The organism is Pseudomonas sp. TNT3 (genome assembly GCF_010095445.2).
Taxonomy (GTDB): Bacteria; Pseudomonadota; Gammaproteobacteria; order Pseudomonadales; family Pseudomonadaceae; genus Aquipseudomonas.
In genome coordinates this window covers 24,211-41,591 of record NZ_WFGV02000053.1, presented here as the reverse complement: position 1 = coordinate 41,591, position 17,381 = coordinate 24,211, and the positions used below count along the sequence as shown (strand labels likewise).

The window sequence follows — 17,381 nt, the reverse complement described above, 5'->3', positions numbered from 1 at the left end:
CCGGCCATGGCCGCCAGCCCCGCCCAAGTCACTGAAGCCCCCAGCAGCGAGAAGACCGAGGACCGCCACCCGTTCCACGGCAAGCACCAGAGCGGCATCGTTACCCCGCGCCCGGCCAGCGGGATGCTGGTGTCGTTCGACGTCCTGGCCAGCGATCGTGAAGACCTTGAGCGGTTGTTTCGCACACTCAATGAGCGGGTCGCGTTCCTGACAAAGGGTGGCCCGGTCGAGCAGATCGACCCGAAACTTCCGCCCGTGGACTCCGGGATTCTTGGCCCGGTGGTGGCCCCGGACAATCTGACCATCACCGTATCGGTCGGCGAGTCGCTGTTCGACGAACGCTTCGGCCTCACAGGCGCCAAGCCCAAGCGGCTGATCCGCATGGTCGGTTTTCCCAATGATGCGCTGGAGGCAGATTGCTGCCACGGCGACCTGAGTCTGCAGTTCTGTTCCAACACCACCGACACCAACATCCATGCCCTGCGCGACATCGTGAAAAACTTGCCGGACTTGTTGTTGGTGCGCTGGAAACAGGAAGGCAGCGTGCCGCCCCAAGCCCCTGCCAAACCGGGTGTTCCGGCGCAGAGTGCGCGCAATTTCCTGGGCTTTCGCGACGGTTCAGCCAACCCTGATTCCAACGACGCCAGGGCCATGGACACCCTCGTGTGGGTGCAGCCAGGCAGCGACGAGCCCGCCTGGGCGGCGAACGGCAGCTATCAAGCCGTGCGCATCATCCGCAACTTCGTCGAGCGCTGGGATCGCACTCCGCTGCAAGAACAGGAAAGCATCCTCGGCCGAATCAAAAGCACTGGCGCCCCCATGGGCGGCGAGCATGAAACCCAAGTGCCGGACTACAGCAAAGATCCGGAAGGCAAACTGACCAGGCTCGACGCGCACATTCGCCTGGCCAACCCGCGCACCATCGCGACGGGAGGCAACCTGATCCTGCGCCGACCGTTCAACTACTCGAACGGTGTGAACAAGAACAGCCAGCTCGACATGGGGCTGCTGTTCATCTGCTACCAGGCCGATCTCGAAAAAGGCTTCATTACCGTCCAGACCCGACTCAACGGCGAGCCGCTGGAGGAATACCTGAAACCGGTCGGTGGTGGGTACTTCTTCACCTTGCCCGGCGTCACGGGTGACCAGGACTACATCGGTCGCACCTTGCTAAAAGCCACACAACCTACCGCTACGGCCTAACAACCCTCCACACGGAACCGTCCAATGAAAAAGTCGCCCCTCGCTTTACTGCTGACACTTGGCTTGCTCAACACTCCGCTTTCAGCATTCGCGGCGACGGCGCCGATGGACCTGGTGGGGCCGGTGTCGGATTACAAAATCTACGTCACCGAGCAACTGGACGAACTGGCCAGCCACACTCAGCAATTCACTGACGCGGTGAAAAAAGGTGATCTGGACACGGCGAAAAAACTCTATGCGCCGACCCGGGTTTTCTATGAGTCGATCGAACCGATTGCCGAGCTGTTCAGCGACCTGGACGCGTCCATTGACTCCCGTGTCGACGACCACGAAAAAGGCGTGAAAGCCGAAGATTTCACCGGCTTCCACCGTATCGAATACTCCTTGTTTTCGCAGAACAGCACCCAAGGACTGACTGAACTGGCTGACGGCCTGAACAAGGACGTCAAGGACCTGCAAACCCGCGTCGCCGGCCTGACCTTCCCGCCTGAGAAGGTGGTGGGTGGTGCGGCGGCGCTGCTGGAAGAAGTTGCGGCGACCAAGATTTCCGGAGAGGAGGATCGCTACAGCCACACCGACCTGTATGACTTCCAGGGCAACGTCGACGGCGCGAAGAAAATCGTTGACCTGTTCCGTCCGCAAATCGCCAAACAGGACGCCGCATTCATCGCCAAGGTCGACAAAAACTTCGCAACTGTGGACAAGATCCTGGCCAAGTACAAAACCAGGGACGGTGGTTTTGAAACCTACGACAAAGTGAAAGAAAACGACCGCAAGGCGCTGGTCGGGCCGGTGAATAAACTGGCTGAAGACCTGTCGACGCTGCGTGGGAAGCTGGGTTTGAATTAAGCGGTTGCATTGACCGCGTGGGCACTGTCGCGAGATGAATCGCGACAGTGCCCACGCGTATTCCGCAAAGGTCGAACGCGCTAAAGAATCCGATACAACAATCGTTCGATTCGCACACGGCTGACGCGCTTGAGAAACTTGGCCACCGCTGCCGGGTATTCAAGCAACGTTTCCAGATCCTGATAACGCTCGATACGCGTAGTGTGCTGAAAGATCTGCCCCAGCTCTTCGCGGCGCGGCTCTAAGAGCTCACCCTTCGGATCATCAATCAACAAAGCGTTTTCCAGATCCAGTCGGAACGCCCGTGGGTTCAGGTTATTGCCCGTCAGCAGGGTGTAACGCTGATCGATCCACATGCCTTTCAGGTGGTAGGTATTGTCGCCTTCCTTCCACAGATGCAGGTTCAACTGTCCGCTATCTATCGTGCGCTGATGACGCTTGGCGAACCTGCGCAGGCTGATTTCGTACAGGTACGGCAGCGCCGCAATCACTCTGAACGGCTCGCTGGGCGGAATGTAGAAATCGTTGGCAGTCTTGTCCCCGACGACAATGTCGATTTTCACACCCCGCCCCAGTGCCCGGTTGATCTCGCGCGTCACGGCCAGCGGCAGGTTGAAGTAAGGCGTGCAGATCGTCAGTTGATGTTGAGCGCTGGCGATCAGCTCGCAGATCACCCGGCTGAGCGGGTTGTTTTTGCCGACGCCAAGCAACGGGCTGACCGACAATCCGCCCTTCTCAAGCGTTCCCGCCGTGGTGTCGTAGGCCGCGTGCTTGAGGCGGCTGCGCAGGTCACCGATATCGTTGCGCAGACTGCGGGTTGTCGGCAGGTTGGGCAAATCGAGTCGGTTGACGGCTTTGGACGCGATAAGACCATGCTGAATCAGGTGCTGCATGGAATCGGCCAGAGCGCGGTTGTGCAGCAGGTGGTAACGGTCGTAGCGGTACTTGTCGAACTTGTGCAGATAGACGTTGTTCAGGCTCGCGCCGCTGTAGATCACGCAATCATCGATCACAAAGCCTTTCAAGTGCAGCACGCCAAACAGTTCGCGACTCTGCACCGGAACGCCATACACCGGGACTTCACTGGCGTGAGTCCGGGTCATGTCCTGATACCAGGCCGAATTGCCCGGCTGCTTGCCGGCACCGATCAAGCCGCGTTGGGCGCGCAGCCAGTCAACCACCACCACGACGTCCAGTTCAGGACGTGCCAGTTTAGCTGCGTGCAAGGCATCGAGGATTTCCTGACCGGCTTCATCCTGTTGCAGGTACAGCGCAACGATGTAGATGCGCTGGGTTGCACTGGCGATTTTTTCCAGCAGGCAACGACGAAATTCGGCTGCACCAGAAAGGATGGTGACGGCATCGGCGGTCAGCGGAAAACTGCGCAGTTTAGGCAGCAGGGGGCGTTTGAAAAGCGACGGCATAGGGCTCGCAAAAGGTCGAATCCGAAGAACCCGAGAGCTTACACCATGGATCGGTTGGGGTCTTGTCAGCGTCTGTAAAGACCCCTTCGCGAGCAGAGTCGAGATGCGTGCCCCCTGTGAGAGCGAGCCTGCTCGCGATGACTGTGTGCGCTGCACCACACATGCCTGCTTGATTAAGGAGAACGATCGTTCTACTGTAGTCGCATGAACGAAATCACTAACAACACTACGCGCGACATCATTCTGGATGTCACCGAGAAATTGATCTACAAAAGTGGTATCGCTGCCACCGGGATGGATCTTCTGGTGAAAACCGCCGGTGTCTCCAGAAAAAGTATCTACCGCTACTTCGCCAACAAGGAGGAGCTGACCGTCGCGGCTTTACGACGGCGTGACCTGCGCTGGATGCGCTGGTACACCAGCGAGGTCGGTAAGGCTGATACCCCGGCCGATCGCCTGCTCAACCTGTTTACTGTGCTCAACGCGTGGTTTGCCAGCGAAGGCTTTCGCGGTTGTGCCTTCATCAACACCAGTGGCGAAACGGGCGACCCGCAGGATCCGGTGCGCCTGCTGGCCAAGGAGCACAAACAGAAGCTGCTCGATTACGTGTGCGAGCTCTGCGCCGAATTTGGCGCTGACGACCCGCAGACGCTGGCCAGGCAACTGCTGATCCTGATCGACGGTGCAATCACCGTCGCGCTGGTCATGGGCGATCACAGTGCTGCCGATAACGCGCAGTGCGTGGCGCGCAAGTTATTGGACCTGTAACCCTTAATACAAATGCAACAACCGCCTGTACGTTAATTCGAGAGGAGACGTTATATGTCAAACCCTGAAGTTCGTCCGCCATTGCCACCCTTCACCCGGGAATCGGCCATCGAGAAAGTACGCCTGGCTGAGGATGGCTGGAACTCCCGTGATCCGGCGCGCGTCTCGCTCGCCTATACCCTGGACACCCAATGGCGAAACCGCGCGGAGTTTGCTCATAACCGTGAAGAAGCCAAGGCATTCCTCACGCGCAAATGGGCCAAGGAACTGGATTACCGTCTGATCAAGGAACTCTGGGCGTTCACCGGTAACCGGATCGCCGTGCGCTATGCCTATGAATGGCACGATGATTCGGGTAACTGGTTTCGCTCCTACGGCAATGAAAACTGGGAGTTTGACGAGAACGGCCTGATGGCTAATCGGTTTGCCTGCATCAACGACCTGCCGATCAAGGAAAGCGAGCGCAAGTTCCATTGGCCACTGGGGCGACGGCCGGATGATCATCCAGGGCTTAGCGACCTGGGCCTTTAATTTCTACCCCGATCCTCCGGCAATGCCCTCCCCTGTAGGAGCTGCCGCAGGCTGCGATCTTTTGACTTTAATGACAAGATCAAAAGATCGCAGCCTGCGGCAGCTCCTACGGAATCGCGTTTACCGATGACGTCGAACATCCAACCGAACTCCAGTCAAAAGGCCAAGGTCAACCCTTTGATTCTTTCGCCTTGAGACTGGAGATTCATGATGATCGACTATCCGAAACCACCGTTCGCCAAACAAAGCCAGCCGGTCCCCGGTTCACAAAAAAAGATGGAGCCCTACCCGGACTGTGGCGAGCAAAGCTATAAAGGGTCTGGTCGACTCGACGGCAAAATTGCCCTCATCACCGGCGCTGACAGCGGAATCGGCCGGGCCGTGGCGATTGCGTTTGCCCGTGAAGGCGCTGATGTCGTCGTTGCTTATCTCAACGAGCATGAAGACGCGCGGGAAACGGCTCGCTGGGTTGAACAGGCTGGCCGGCAATGCTTGTTATTGCCCGGTGATCTGGCGCAAAAAGCCCAGTGCCAGGCCCTGGTCGATAAAACCGTCGAACGCTTTGGGCGTATCGACGTGCTGGTCAACAACGCGGCCTTCCAGATGACCCATGAAAACTTCGAAGACATCCCGGATGAAGAATGGGTCATGACCTTCGATGTCAACATCACCGCCATTTTCCGGATTTGCCAGGCGGCCCTGAAACACATGAAACCTGGCAGCTCCATCATCAACACCAGCTCCGTCAACTCGGACATGCCCAAACCCACCCTGCTCGCTTACGCCACCACAAAAGGCGCCATTGCCAACTTCACCGGTGGCCTGGCGCAGATGCTCGGCCCGAAAAACATCCGGGTGAACTGCGTGGCGCCCGGGCCGATCTGGACTCCGCTGATCGTCTCCACGATGCCTGATGAGGAAGTGCAGAATTTCGGCTCGCAAACACCCCTCGGACGGCCGGGGCAGCCGGTGGAAGTCGCGCCGATCTATGTGCTGCTCGCGTCGGACGAAGCCAGTTACATCACCGGACAACGCTATGGCGTGACGGGAGGCAAGCCAATGCTGTAAGGACAGCGAGGGATGATGTCGAAAACCATGCAAAAAAATGAACCCCTCACAAAAAACCGACCTCCAGATAACGATAGGCCCCAGTGGCGGGCCTTCCGTTATCTGGAGGTCGTCATGTCCGCACCTATCATCAAACTCTTCACCCAACCCAACTTCGCGTGGACGGATATTCGCAGGGAAGAGGAAGCACACCCTCGTCATTATCTGGCTCACTTGTTGTTGCTCGCCCTGATTCCCGCCGTGTGCCTGTTTATCGGGACGACCTACGTCGGTTGGAGCCTGGCTGAAAATGAAACGGTCAAGCTCAGTACCAGCAGCGCATTGCAGCTGTGTGTGCTGCTCTACCTGACCATTCTCGCGGGTGTGGCTGTGATGGGGCTGTTCATCCGGTGGATGTCCCGCACCTTCGAGTCACGGCCTACCATCAATCAGTGCATCGGTTTCGCCGCGTACACCGCGACCCCATTCTTCCTCGCCGGGTTCGCCGGGCTGTATCCGAGCCGCTGGCTGGCGGTCCTTGTGCTGGGGGCCGCCGCGGTCTATTCGACATTTTTGCTGTTTGTCGGTTTGCCCACGTTCATGCACGAGCGCAAGGAACAAGGTCTGCTGAACTCGGCCTGCGTCTGGGGCGTAGGACTGCTGGTGCTGGTGACGATTCTGGTGGAAATGATCCTGCTCTGGTTCAACGTCCTGACCCCTGAATACCTGCGCGCGACCGTCGGTTGATTATCAAGCCCTGCCCTGTTGCCACCCATTTGGCGAGTACCAAGACATGAGTTTCATCATATGGGTGGCAGTGCTGGGAGCGGTACTGCTGACACTGGCACTGACATCGTCGTACCTGCGATGGATGCCCGTGACCACTTCAGCCGTGTGCCTGGTGCTGGGCATCGCCATCGGACCCGCGGGGTTCGGTCTATTGAAACTCGACCTGGATGACGCCTCCGTCTGGATGGAGCATCTGACCGAAGTCGCTGTGCTGTTTTCGCTGTTCGTCTGCGGTTTGAAACTGCGCGCCCCCCTTAAAGCGAAGAAATGGCGGATTGCTTTTGGGCTGGCGGGGCCCGTCATGGTGCTGACTATCGCCGGGGTCAGCCTGCTTTTGCATTTCGGGTTCGAGCTGCCTTGGGGCGTATCAGTGTTGATTGGCTCGATCCTGGCGCCGACCGACCCCGTGCTCGCCGCGCTGGTATCGGTCAACGATGCCCGTGATGACGACAGTGTCCGGTTCGGGCTCTCCGGCGAAGCGGGGCTCAATGACGGGATTGCGTTTCCTTTCGTGATCCTGGGGCTGGTCTTGTTGTTGCACGATGACAACCCGGGCTGGTTGGGCGACTGGGCGCTTTACCGACTGCTTTGGGCTGTCCCTGCGGGTTTGTTGATTGGCTATTGGATGGGGCGCGGGATTGGTCTGTTGACCCTTTCACTGCGGATAAAAAATGAAGACAGCACCCTGTCGCCCAACGATTACCTGGCCCTCGCGTTGATCGCCCTGGCGTATGTCGGGGCCGAGTCGGTTCATGCTTACGGCTTCTTGTCCGTGTTTGCAGCCGGGCTCGGTCTGCGCCAGGCAGAGGTCAAATCCACGGGCGACGCCCCGGTACCCGCCGAGCATCTTGTACAGCCGGTTGTCGGCCATCAGAACGTCGACCCGCAGCATGCCGTTCACGGCGACACCGACAAGCTTGAAGATTCCCAGGTGGCAGCCGGCATCATGATGGGCGACATGCTTGCTTTTGGCGGTCTGGTCGAACGGGCGATGGAAGTGTTTCTGGTGACGCTGCTGGGTGTAGTACTCATCGCCCATTGGGACTGGCGAGCGCTGCCTGTCGGTGCAGCATTGTTCTTTCTGATCCGGCCACTGAGTGTGGCTGCCATGCCCTGGGGTGGATTGCTTGAAGGACGACAACGACTGTTGATCGGCTGGTTCGGCATTCGCGGCATCGGCAGTCTGTACTACCTGTTTTATGCGTTGAACCACGGGCTGGATCAATCGGTGGCGACGCTTTGTGCCAACCTCACCCTGTCGGTGGTGGCGTTGAGCATTCTAGTGCATGGCGTCAGTACCCAGCCGATCCTGGCGCGTTATGAACGGCGCAAGCAACGAAAAAACTGATTTTTCGCACGCGCTTTGACGGGGTTGATTATCGAAATTTGGCGATCATAAATTTGAAATCCTTTCGCATTGCCGGTGCCTATTAATCAACCTCCTCCGACTTTAAGGTGCCGGTCATGATTCACTATTCCACTCGCGATGAACTCAAAGCCTGTCGCGAATTCGCCCTGCAACGTAATCGTCAGATGTTTGAAGAAGCTGAAACATTGAATCAGTGTGCCTTCGCATTGCTTGAAGGCAGTGAGCTGGATGGGGAGCAGTTTGACCGCTATCAGGCGATGCGCAGGAAGGCTGATGTCAAATTCGCGGAAGCTATTGAGCATCTGCGGGTGCTCAATGAGGATTTTCCACAGATGCCGCAGCCGGGACCTGTAGGAGCAAAGCTTGCTCGCGATGACGGTATGAGACCAGGCGTGTAAATCGGCAAATACACCTGAAGGAAATGGTCGTCTGGGCGGCATCGTTGGAACGCCGCCCAGACCAAGCTTTGCTTGTACAAGGGGAGTTGCTACATCACGGGTACCGCTTCAGTTTCAAATGTCTCAGCCAATGGCACATCGCTGGAACCCGGCGTCAGAATGACCTTGCGGCACTCCTCCTGTTTTTTATCGAAAATCTTGTACCCCTCAGCCGCCTGTTCCAGGGACATCCTGTGGGTGACGATGGCTTCCGGTTGCAAACGTCCCGTTTCGATGTACCCAAGCAACTCCGGTAAATACCGCTGGACGTGCGTCTGGCCCATTTTGAACGTGAGGCCTTTGTCAAAGGCGTCCCCAAACAGGAAGCCGTGGATGAAACCGGTATAGACGCCGGGCACACTGACCACCCCTCCCCGGCGCACTGCCGCAATGCATTGACGTAACGCCTTGCCGCTCCCGCCTTCCATTTTCAAGGTCGCAAGCACCGTTTCTGTGGTGCTGCCCTTGGCTTCGAATCCAACCGCATCGATGACCGCGTCAACGCCACGGCTGCCCGCGGTCTGACGAATGATCGTGTCGGCCGGGTCATCGTCGTCATCGAAATTGATCGGGATCACCCCGTAAGCACTTTGCGCGTAAGCCAGCCGATAGTTGTGGTGATCAACCATGAAGATCTGCTCGGCGCCGAGCATTCTCGCGCACGCGGCACTCAACAACCCCACCGGCCCGGCGCCAAAAATGGCGACACTGGAACCCTGCACGATATTGGCGTTGATCACCGCCTGCCACGCGGTCGGCAAGATGTCCGAGAGGAACAGCACTTTCTCGTCGGCCAGCAACCCCGGGACCTTGAAAGGCCCGGTGTTGGCTTTGGGGACGCGGACAAGCTCGGCCTGTCCGCCCGGAATGCCGCCATACAGCCGACTGAAACCGAACAAGGCTGCCGGTGGCGGGATGACTTTTTTATTCAGGCTGCCGCCAGGCCCTTCATTGGTGGTTTCGCAGCAGGCGAATAACTCTTGCTGACAAAAGAAACAGTCACCACAGGCGATCACAAAGGGAATCACTACACGATCACCGCGCTGGACGGCAGTCACGGCGGACCCGGTTTCTTCAACGATGCCCATGAACTCATGACCAAAGATATCGCCATGCTCGACCGTGGGAATCTTGCCTCGGTACAAGTGCAGGTCAGACCCGCAAATAGCCGTCGCCGTGACCCGCAAGATGATGTCGTCAGCGGCTTCGATGGTGGGATCGGGGACGGTTTCAACCCTGACATCATGGGCACCGTGATAAGTCATTGCTCGCATGGCTGCATCCTCGCTGGTCATTATTAAAGACACCGGGTGTCTGTATTAAGGGAGCGACGGCAAGCCGTGAGTTCAGTCAGGTGGCGGTTCATTCTGATCGGCGGTCAGCCTGTGAATCTCCGGCGATCTGTGTGGATTCTGCCTGCACTGCGAACTGCATGAAGAATGTTTGCCACTCATGCAGGCTGCATGACTCCAGGTCTTTGGCGGCGTGATTAACCTGTTGTTTTAATTGATATTTATCCACTCATCAAAACCGGCACGACAAATGCTCCAGGACTATGAGCGACCTTCGGCATCGAAACCGCTAGCGCCTAATCCGTGACTATTTGAGAGAACCGATCATGAACGCCATCGACCTGTTGAAAGCCGACCATGAACGCGTGAAAGGCATCCTGACCCAACTGAGTGAGTCCACCGAACGTGGGGTTAAAAAACGCACCGAGCTGATTGCCAAGCTGGAAATGGAAATCACCATCCATACCCGACTGGAAGAGGAAGTGCTGTATCCCGCCTATAAAAAGGCCGGCGGCAAAGAACAGGAAATCATGTACTACGAAGCCAAGGAAGAACACCGCACTGTCGACTCGCTGGTGCTGCCGGATCTCAAGGTCACCGACCCCTCCACACCGGAATTTGCCGGTCGGGTGAAAGTGGTGAAGGAGCTGCTGGAGCATCACATCGAAGAGGAAGAAACCGAGATGTTTCCTCAGGCGAAAAAGTTGCTGGGTAAAGCTGAGCTGGAAGAGTTGGGCGCACAGATGGAGGCGCTGAAGGCACAGTACAAGAAGGAAATGAGTGCGGGGAACCTGGCGGCTTGATTGACCTGAGGTATCAGGCCAGCGCCTGCTTCGCAGTCGGACGCAGCCTTCGGCAGCTGCTACAAGGTCAGTGTGAAATCGCGCCCCCTGTAGCAGCTGGCGCAGCCTGCGTTGGGGGCGAAGCCCCCCGGGATTTAACATCGACACCGCATCGAAAAACCATCCTGATAAAATCCGGGTTATTTACCCACCCGGATTCGTCACCTGAATGAAAACGGCATATGCCCCCAGCAGCACCCAGAATGTCGCGAAGATCCAGGGAGTTCGCACCGAAAACAGCAACGATTTTCGGTACCCCTTGTGTGACGATTCCATTTCGCTGAACAACGGCGATTCATCGTATGCCAACCCCATCAACGGTTCACTGCGCAGCAACTCACTCTGCTTGAAATGCCAGTGATCAATGATGTCGTACGCCGCACGAATGCCTGGCCAGGCGTTCAGTGAACTCAGTAGCCCCAACAGCGCCAGGAAGGGGGGAACGACCAGTGTGAACAGCTTTCCCCATTCCGGATTCAAATTGGCCATGCAAGACGCAAAGGCGATCACCAGGAACGATTGAGCCGCCAGGTAGGCATCAGTGCGGTTGGCCAGGATGCTGGTTTCGTACTGGATCTCCCGGCGGTAGAAATCAAGGCGCTCTTTGGGAGAACCAAACATCTTGGCATTGTGTTCGGTCAGGGCTTCTTCAGGCGTGGCTTCAGTCAGTATTCTTGGCACGGGCGTCACATCAGGAGGGAAAACAGTTAGAAGAAACGCCTCCGGACAAGTTCAGCCCAATATCACTTGAGTGTCGCCGCGATAATGTCCACCAGATTGAGTTGGTTGAAGGGTTTGGACAAACGCGGAAGGCTGGTAGCGAACCCCTCCAGGCGTTCGGCATAGCCCGTGGCAAGGATGATCGGCATGCCGGGTTTTTTCATCTGGATAAAGTGCGCCAACTGGGTACCGCTCATATGGGGCATGGCCATGTCGGTGATGACCAGGTCGAAATCCGGCTCACTGCTGATCAACTCCAGCGCCTTCGCACCCGACGCGGCACCGGTAACCTGATGGCCGAGGTCTTCAAGCAGCAGGCACGTACTGGTCAGGACCAGGCTGTCATCGTCCACCACCAGGACGCGCAGACGTGCCACCGGAGCCGGCGGCTCTGCATCAACTGCAGGTTGAGTGGCAACGCCACTCGACGCGACGGGTAGCCACAGTTGCGCGCTCGTGCCTTTATCCTTCTCGCTCTTGAGAATGAATCGCCCCCCTAGCTGCTCGATAAAGCCATGGATCATCGACAGTCCCAAGCCAGTCCCTTTACCCAAGCCTTTGGTGGTGAAGAATGGGTCCATCGCTGAAGCGAGCGTCGTTTCATCCATGCCTTCACCGGTGTCACTGACACTCAGACAGACGTAGCGTCCAGCCGCCAGTGCCAGGCTGGACTGCGCACGTACGTCTTCCATCTCGGCGCTGATGACGATTCGGCCCCCGGCAGGCATGGCATCCCGAGCATTGGTGATGAGATTAAGCAGTGCCAGTTCAAGCTGATTGACGTCGACCAGCGCCGGTTCCAGCTCATCCGGGAAACGCGTATCCAGCTTCACCGAAGGCCCCAGAGCACTGCGCATCAGCCCCATAATCCCCTGCACCAACGCTGGAATCTGCACCGGCTCGGTCTTCAGTTCCTGGCGCCTGGCAAATGCCAGCATGCGTTGGGTCAGCGTTACACCGCGCAGGGCACCTTGAGTGGCGTTGTCCACCAGGCGAGTGATTTTAGGTTCGTTACCCGAGCGTTTGCGGATGATCTCCAGGTTGCCGAGGATCACTGTCAGCAGGTTATTGAAGTCGTGGGCGATGCCGCCACTGAGTTGACCGATGGCCTGCATTTTCTGCGCCTGGAACAAGGCTTCGCGTGTTTGCTCCAGCGTCTGCTGTGCAAGGGTCGCTTCCGTGATGTCCCGGGTAATTTTGGCAAAGCCCAGCAACGTGCCGGTATCTCCCCAAATGGGGTCGACCACCACGTGCGCCATAAACCGCGTACCGTCTTTGCGCACTCGCCAGGCTTTGTTTTCGAATCGCCCCTCGCGCACTGCTGTTTCCAGCGCCCGTTGTGGCTCGCCGGCGGCACGGTCTTCGGGGGTGTAGAACATGGAAAAATGCCGACCAACGACTTCTTCGGGCAGGTAACCCTTGATGCGTTGTGCGCCTGGGTTCCAATTGGTCAGGCGACCATTGGCGTCGAGCATATAGATCGCGTAGTCGGTGACGCTTTGCACCAGCAGCCGGAACTGTTGCTCGCTTTGCTTGAGGACTTCCTCGGCCATTTTTCGATCAGTGAGATCACGGGTGATCTTGGCGAACCCAAGCAGAACACCCGAAGGATCGATAATCGGATCGATCACCACGTGGCACCAGAAACGTGAGCCGTCCTTGCGAACACGCCACCCCTCTCCCTCGAAACGCCCTTCGCGGATGGCCGTGTCCAACGCCCTCTCAGGCAAACCGGCACGGCGATCATCGTCGGTGTAGAAACGCGAGAAATGTTCACCGAGAATCTCGGCTTCTTCATACCCCTTGAAACGCTTGGCACCGGCGTTCCAGCTGGTAATGATGCCCTCGGGATCAAGCATGTAGATCGCGTAGTCGATCACGGCATCGATCAACAGGCGAAAACGCTTTTCCGCGATGGCGCCAGCCTTTCTCCGATCCTCGCTCATTCAACCCTCACGTCAATTCTGTTTTCAGGAGTATGAGACAAACCGGGAATTTGGGAAGACACAAAAACACAATCGGACGTAATGGCTCATCGATACATGTATTTGATGATGCAGGCGTACAGGTCGTTGTAGACATGGCCAGGTATTAGCGTGTCATGGGTGGTGGTTTTCAAGAGTGACCAATCCCCGGCCTGATCGACCACCATCGCGGAAGCAATTGCTTGACCTTGCTGTCGCCAAATCGATCATCGATCAGCATGACGACCCCTTGGTCTTGTTGGGTACGAATCACGCGCCCTGCGGCCTGGACGACTTTCTGCACGCCGGGATACAGGTAGGTGTAGTCATAACCGGCACCAAAAATGGCGGACATGCGGTGTTTCAGTTGTTCATTCACCGGGTTCAGTTGCGCCAGCCCGAGCGTGGCAATGAACGCGCCGATCAGCCGCGCACCGGGCAGGTCGATCCCTTCGCCAAACGCCCCGCCCAACACCGCAAAGCCGACGCCCTGACTGTGAGTGGTGAACTGATCGAGAAAATCCTGACGCTGCCCTTCTCCCATACCTCGGGATTGCGACCACACAGTGATATGAGGATGTTTTTCAGCGAGCAATTGAGCGACTTGCTGCAGGTAATCGAAGCTGCTGAAAAACGCCAGGTAGTTGCCGGGGCTTTCAATGAATTGCCGGGCTATCAACTCAACGATCGGCTCCAGAGAGGCCTGGCGATGAACGAAACGCGTGGAAATCTGGTTGACGATATGAACCTGCAGCTGATCGGCGTGAAAGGGCGATTCCACATCGATCCACACGGTATTCGTCGGCATCCCCAGCAGGTCAGCGTAATAGTGGCGAGGGCTCAAGGTGGCGGAGAACAACACGGTGCTGCGCGCAGCCGTCAACCGCGGGCGAATGAACCCCGCAGGCACCACATTGCGCAGGCAAAGCCGGGACAGGTTTCGTTTGCGATCAAGATCGCGCTTGGTGATATCGAACAAAAACTGTTCATCGAACAGCTCCGCCACCCGGCAAAATTGCAGCATGTCGAAATAGAAGTTCTGCAACGCGCTGTCCAGGCCCTGCGGATGATCATTCAGGTAATCGCCGATGCTCGCACTGCAGGAGAACAACGCCTGGAGCATTTTTTCCGGAGCCCTGTCATACGCCTGGTACGCACCGAGTTGCTGATCATGCAGGGCGTTCCACTCACGGTTGACGCGCTGCAAGGACTTCTTCAACGGCTCAGGCGCGCTTTTTCGCACGCCGTTCAGGGTCGATTGATCCAGCGTGGCGCTGTACATCTGGCGTCCGCGTTCCACGAGGTTGTGAGCTTCATCCACCAGTACGGCAACCCGCCAGTTGTTGGCTTGGGCCAAACCGAACAACAGCGCACTGAAATCGAAGTAATAGTTGTAGTCGGCAACCACAACGTCGGCCCAGCGCGCCATTTCCTGGCTCAGGTAATAAGGGCAGACATCGTGGTTCAGCGCGACTTCACGCAATGCGCCCTGGTTCAACAACGTCAGTTCGCTGGCCGCCTGGCGAGCGGCTGGCAGACGATCATAAAAACCTTTCGCCAGCGGGCAGGAATCTCCGTGACAGGCTTTGTCCGGGTGTTCACATGCCTTGTCGCGAGCGATCATTTCCAGTACGCGCAGCGGCGGTGCATCGACGCTCCCCAGAATCACCTGTGCAGCGTCCAGGGCCAGTTTGCGACCGGGGGTTTTCGCCGTCAGAAAGAAGATCTTGTCCAGTTGCTGCGGTGCCAGCGCCTTGAGCATGGGGAACAGCGTGCCCACTGTCTTGCCAATACCCGTCGGTGCCTGGGCCATCAGACACTGGCCGGTGCTGACGGCCTTGAACACTGATTCGGCAAGGTGCCGTTGGCCCGGACGGAAATCGATGTGGGGAAACGCGACGTTCTGCGCACCCCGATTGCGCGCTTCGCGATGAACCATTTCCTGCTCGGCCCACAGTAGAAACAGCCGGCATTGGTGTTCGAAAAACTGTTGCAGTGTCGCGGCGTCGAAACGCTCGACCAGGCAGGTTTCCTTCTCGCTGACGATGTCGAAATACACCAGCGCCAGATTGATCTGCGCCAGGTCGAGTTTCTGGCACATCAACCAGCCATAAACCTTCGCCTGGGCCCAATGCAATAGCCGGTGGTTGGCGGGTTGCCGGGTCAGGTCGCCGCGATAGGTTTTGACTTCCTCCAGGCAGTTTTGCGCAGGATCATAACCATCCGCCCTGCCCTTGACGCTCAGCGCTTGATACTGGCCCTCAAGCGCCACTTCGCTCTGATAGCCCTCACTACGGCGCGAGGCCACCGTGCGATGGCCGACAATGCCTTCGAGCGCGGTGGGCGACGGGGTGAATCGCAGGTCAAGGTCGCCCACTTTGGCAGTGAACTCACATAGCGCCCGCACGGCGACACGGTAGCTCAAGCGCTCTGCTCCGCCCATTGCACATAACAGACGGCAATCGGCATCTGATGCTCGTGACAGAACTCCAGCCAGCGCAGTTGATTGTCTTGCAGACGATCCCCCGGACCTTTGACTTCGATCATGCGGTAGGTTTTGTCCTGCGGCCAGAACTGGATCAGGTCAGGCATGCCGGCACGATTGGCCTTGATATCCATTAACAAGCGATTGAACCAGTGTTTGAGGTGCTCCGCCGGCAGGCAATCGAGTGCCTGATCGAGAAGCTCCTCGCTTAACGCGCCCCAAAACACGAAAGGTGATTGCACCCCCCATTTGGCGGTGTAACGGTCGCGGATGGTCTGGATGTAGCGCCCATTGTCGAGTTCCGCCAGGCAGGTCTGAAACAGATCGGCGCGGCGTGCGTGGAAATCTTCCGCATGCAGGTCAACGGGGCCGCGCTGGAATGGGTGGAAAAACGATCCCGGCAAAGGCGCAAAAATCGCAGGCCAGCACAGCAAGCCGAACAGCGAATTGATCAGGCTGTTTTCGACGTAATGAACCGGCGCGCACGTTTGCGCCAAGTGCGCCAGAACATGGCTCTCCACCGACAGTGACGGGTCGATCCTGGGCAATTGAAGATCCAGACGCAGCATTTGCCGGGCGGGGGCACGCTTCATCGCGGGACCGCCCAGTTTGCGGCGCAACCTGGGGAGTACGCGCAGCAAATGCTGGCGTTCGGCGGCACTCTCGGGGGCGTGTTCGGCGTGGGTGGCGAGCTCCAATGCCAGCTGATATTCAGCACAGCGCTCGAGTACACGAATCAACCGAACGCGTGCGCCGGGGTAGGCACAGTCGCGATAGAGCGAAATGGCGGTAGAAAAGTGCGCCACACGCTCGCAGTGTTGACCGATCTGGAACATCAATTTGCCGCGACGTCGTTGCAGCCAGGGATTGGGCAGCGTCAGGCTGTTGATCTGCTCAACGATGTCGGCGATGTCTTCGCCCGATTCAAACCGAACCTGGCAGTCGTGGAGGAAGAAACAGGCGTCCACGTCGTCGCGGCTGCGTAAACCTCGAGAGTCGGCGCCAATGTCGACTTTTTCATACGTGAAGATGCCCAGGTCCGCCAATACGAACTCGGACCAGTCTTGATGAAGATTGCCGAAAAACATCAGGCGCAAACGGTCGCACAGGCCCATGATGGTCAGGCTGAACAATCGCTCATTGAGGGCAGCGCACCAGTGGTTGAAGCTTTTGGCTTCGGGAAATTGTTCGGTCAGCGCCGGTAGCCAATCGCTCTTTTTTCCTTTCGGCTGATCAATGGCGACACCAAAGCACTGGAGCACTTCTGACTTGAGCAGAACGTTGAACAACGCATCGATGGACAGCGGGCACTGCTCATCAATCCAGCCCAATGCCACCAAGGGAACGACGGCGCAACCGATGTCGCCGATTTCGACGTAATGCAATTTGCTCGCCCTGAAGTGCACCCCTTTGCGCATCACCAATCGGACCAGCAGTGCCCTGGACTCCCGGGGCAACTGGTTATATTCGTGGATAAAGCGCTGCTCCTCTACACTCAACACATCGGCGTAACGATGCTCAAGCCAATCAAGCACTTGCTTGAAGTTGTTGAGGTAATAGAACGGGTCGTCGAGCGGATTTGCAGTCACGGGAAATAAGGGCCAAGGCGAGGGAGTACTGGTTATGCGTACAGATACCAGTTCCGTCCCTTCGGACGCAAT

Annotated in this window: 15 protein-coding genes; 9 read left to right on the top strand and 6 right to left on the bottom strand. The window is 57.6% G+C overall.

Annotation, left to right across the window (positions count from 1 at the left end; genetic code table 11):
• A partial coding sequence (gene efeB / locus GBC55_RS24305) for an iron uptake transporter deferrochelatase/peroxidase subunit (RefSeq protein ID WP_247266989.1) occupies positions 1-1,203 on the top strand: 1,203 nt, incomplete at its 5' end.
• A 24-nt stretch (positions 1,204-1,227) separates the two neighbouring features.
• Positions 1,228-2,052 (top strand): iron uptake system protein EfeO, encoded by an 825-nt coding sequence (gene efeO, locus GBC55_RS24300; protein WP_162440057.1) that lies wholly within the window; start codon positions 1,228-1,230, stop codon positions 2,050-2,052.
• 80 nt (positions 2,053-2,132) lie between these two features.
• On the opposite strand, the gene pssA is transcribed toward efeO, so the two are convergent.
• On the bottom strand, positions 2,133-3,476 hold the full coding sequence (pssA, locus tag GBC55_RS24295; protein WP_162440056.1) for a CDP-diacylglycerol--serine O-phosphatidyltransferase: 1,344 nt from the start codon (positions 3,474-3,476) through the stop codon (positions 2,133-2,135).
• Between the two features lie 204 nt (positions 3,477-3,680).
• Between pssA and GBC55_RS24290 the strand changes: the two genes are divergently transcribed.
• From GBC55_RS24290 to GBC55_RS24265, 6 genes are all read left to right on the top strand, one after another.
• Positions 3,681-4,244, top strand: coding sequence for a TetR/AcrR family transcriptional regulator (locus GBC55_RS24290; protein WP_162440055.1), 564 nt, complete (start codon positions 3,681-3,683; stop codon positions 4,242-4,244).
• A 54-nt stretch (positions 4,245-4,298) separates the two neighbouring features.
• On the top strand, positions 4,299-4,775 hold the full coding sequence (locus GBC55_RS24285; protein WP_162440054.1) for a nuclear transport factor 2 family protein: 477 nt from the start codon (positions 4,299-4,301) through the stop codon (positions 4,773-4,775).
• Positions 4,776-4,985: 210 nt separating this feature from the next.
• The gene (locus tag GBC55_RS24280; RefSeq protein WP_162440053.1) at positions 4,986-5,843 is read left to right on the top strand and encodes an SDR family oxidoreductase; all 858 of its coding nucleotides are present in this window, start codon (positions 4,986-4,988) and stop codon (positions 5,841-5,843) included.
• Positions 5,844-5,957: 114 nt separating this feature from the next.
• Entirely contained in the window at positions 5,958-6,569 is a 612-nt protein-coding gene (locus GBC55_RS24275; protein WP_162440052.1) for a Yip1 family protein, read from the top strand.
• A gap of 46 nt (positions 6,570-6,615) precedes the next feature.
• Positions 6,616-7,959, top strand: coding sequence for a sodium:proton antiporter (locus tag GBC55_RS24270; protein ID WP_162440051.1), 1,344 nt, complete (start codon positions 6,616-6,618; stop codon positions 7,957-7,959).
• 116 nt (positions 7,960-8,075) lie between these two features.
• Positions 8,076-8,378: a hypothetical protein gene (locus GBC55_RS24265; protein ID WP_162440050.1), complete on the top strand. Its 303-nt coding sequence runs from the start codon at positions 8,076-8,078 to the stop codon at positions 8,376-8,378.
• A gap of 89 nt (positions 8,379-8,467) precedes the next feature.
• Here GBC55_RS24265 and GBC55_RS24260 read toward each other — a convergent pair whose 3' ends face one another.
• Positions 8,468-9,691, bottom strand: a complete 1,224-nt coding sequence (locus GBC55_RS24260) for a zinc-dependent alcohol dehydrogenase (RefSeq protein WP_162440049.1) — start codon at positions 9,689-9,691, stop codon at positions 8,468-8,470.
• A 344-nt stretch (positions 9,692-10,035) separates the two neighbouring features.
• On the opposite strand from GBC55_RS24260, the gene GBC55_RS24255 reads away from it, so the two are divergent.
• Positions 10,036-10,512 carry a hemerythrin domain-containing protein gene (locus tag GBC55_RS24255; RefSeq protein WP_162440048.1) on the top strand — a complete coding sequence of 159 codons (477 nt, stop codon included), beginning with the start codon at positions 10,036-10,038 and terminating at the stop codon, positions 10,510-10,512.
• A 183-nt stretch (positions 10,513-10,695) separates the two neighbouring features.
• Here the strand turns inward: GBC55_RS24255 and GBC55_RS24250 are convergent, their stop codons facing one another.
• The 4 genes from GBC55_RS24250 to GBC55_RS24235 form a co-directional block, all read right to left on the bottom strand.
• Complete coding sequence (locus GBC55_RS24250) at positions 10,696-11,232, bottom strand: hypothetical protein (protein WP_162440047.1); 537 nt, start codon at positions 11,230-11,232, stop codon at positions 10,696-10,698.
• 62 nt (positions 11,233-11,294) lie between these two features.
• Entirely contained in the window at positions 11,295-13,217 is a 1,923-nt protein-coding gene (locus GBC55_RS24245) for a PAS domain-containing sensor histidine kinase (RefSeq protein ID WP_162440046.1), read from the bottom strand.
• Between the two features lie 169 nt (positions 13,218-13,386).
• Entirely contained in the window at positions 13,387-15,660 is a 2,274-nt protein-coding gene (locus GBC55_RS24240; RefSeq protein ID WP_162440045.1) for an ATP-dependent DNA helicase, read from the bottom strand.
• Positions 15,657-17,309 carry a VRR-NUC domain-containing protein gene (locus tag GBC55_RS24235; protein WP_162440044.1) on the bottom strand — a complete coding sequence of 551 codons (1,653 nt, stop codon included), beginning with the start codon at positions 17,307-17,309 and terminating at the stop codon, positions 15,657-15,659. Before GBC55_RS24235 ends, GBC55_RS24240 begins: the two co-directional genes overlap by 4 nt.
• Between the last annotated feature and the right edge of the window lie 72 nt (positions 17,310-17,381).

Excerpts from the sequence above, each read along its gene's own strand:
- GBC55_RS24245 (WP_162440046.1), bottom strand. The coding sequence starts at position 13,217 with ATGAGCGAGGATCGGAGAAAGGCTGGCGCCATCGCGGAAAAGCGTTTT.
- GBC55_RS24285 (WP_162440054.1), top strand. The coding sequence starts at position 4,299 with ATGTCAAACCCTGAAGTTCGTCCGCCATTGCCACCCTTCACCCGGGAA.
- GBC55_RS24275 (WP_162440052.1), top strand. The coding sequence starts at position 5,958 with ATGTCCGCACCTATCATCAAACTCTTCACCCAACCCAACTTCGCGTGG.
- GBC55_RS24260 (WP_162440049.1), bottom strand. The coding sequence starts at position 9,691 with ATGCGAGCAATGACTTATCACGGTGCCCATGATGTCAGGGTTGAAACC.
- GBC55_RS24280 (WP_162440053.1), top strand. The coding sequence starts at position 4,986 with ATGATCGACTATCCGAAACCACCGTTCGCCAAACAAAGCCAGCCGGTC.
- GBC55_RS24270 (WP_162440051.1), top strand. The coding sequence starts at position 6,616 with ATGAGTTTCATCATATGGGTGGCAGTGCTGGGAGCGGTACTGCTGACA.
- GBC55_RS24265 (WP_162440050.1), top strand. The coding sequence starts at position 8,076 with ATGATTCACTATTCCACTCGCGATGAACTCAAAGCCTGTCGCGAATTC.
- efeO (WP_162440057.1), top strand. The coding sequence starts at position 1,228 with ATGAAAAAGTCGCCCCTCGCTTTACTGCTGACACTTGGCTTGCTCAAC.
- GBC55_RS24255 (WP_162440048.1), top strand. The coding sequence starts at position 10,036 with ATGAACGCCATCGACCTGTTGAAAGCCGACCATGAACGCGTGAAAGGC.
- GBC55_RS24290 (WP_162440055.1), top strand. The coding sequence starts at position 3,681 with ATGAACGAAATCACTAACAACACTACGCGCGACATCATTCTGGATGTC.
- pssA (WP_162440056.1), bottom strand. The coding sequence starts at position 3,476 with ATGCCGTCGCTTTTCAAACGCCCCCTGCTGCCTAAACTGCGCAGTTTT.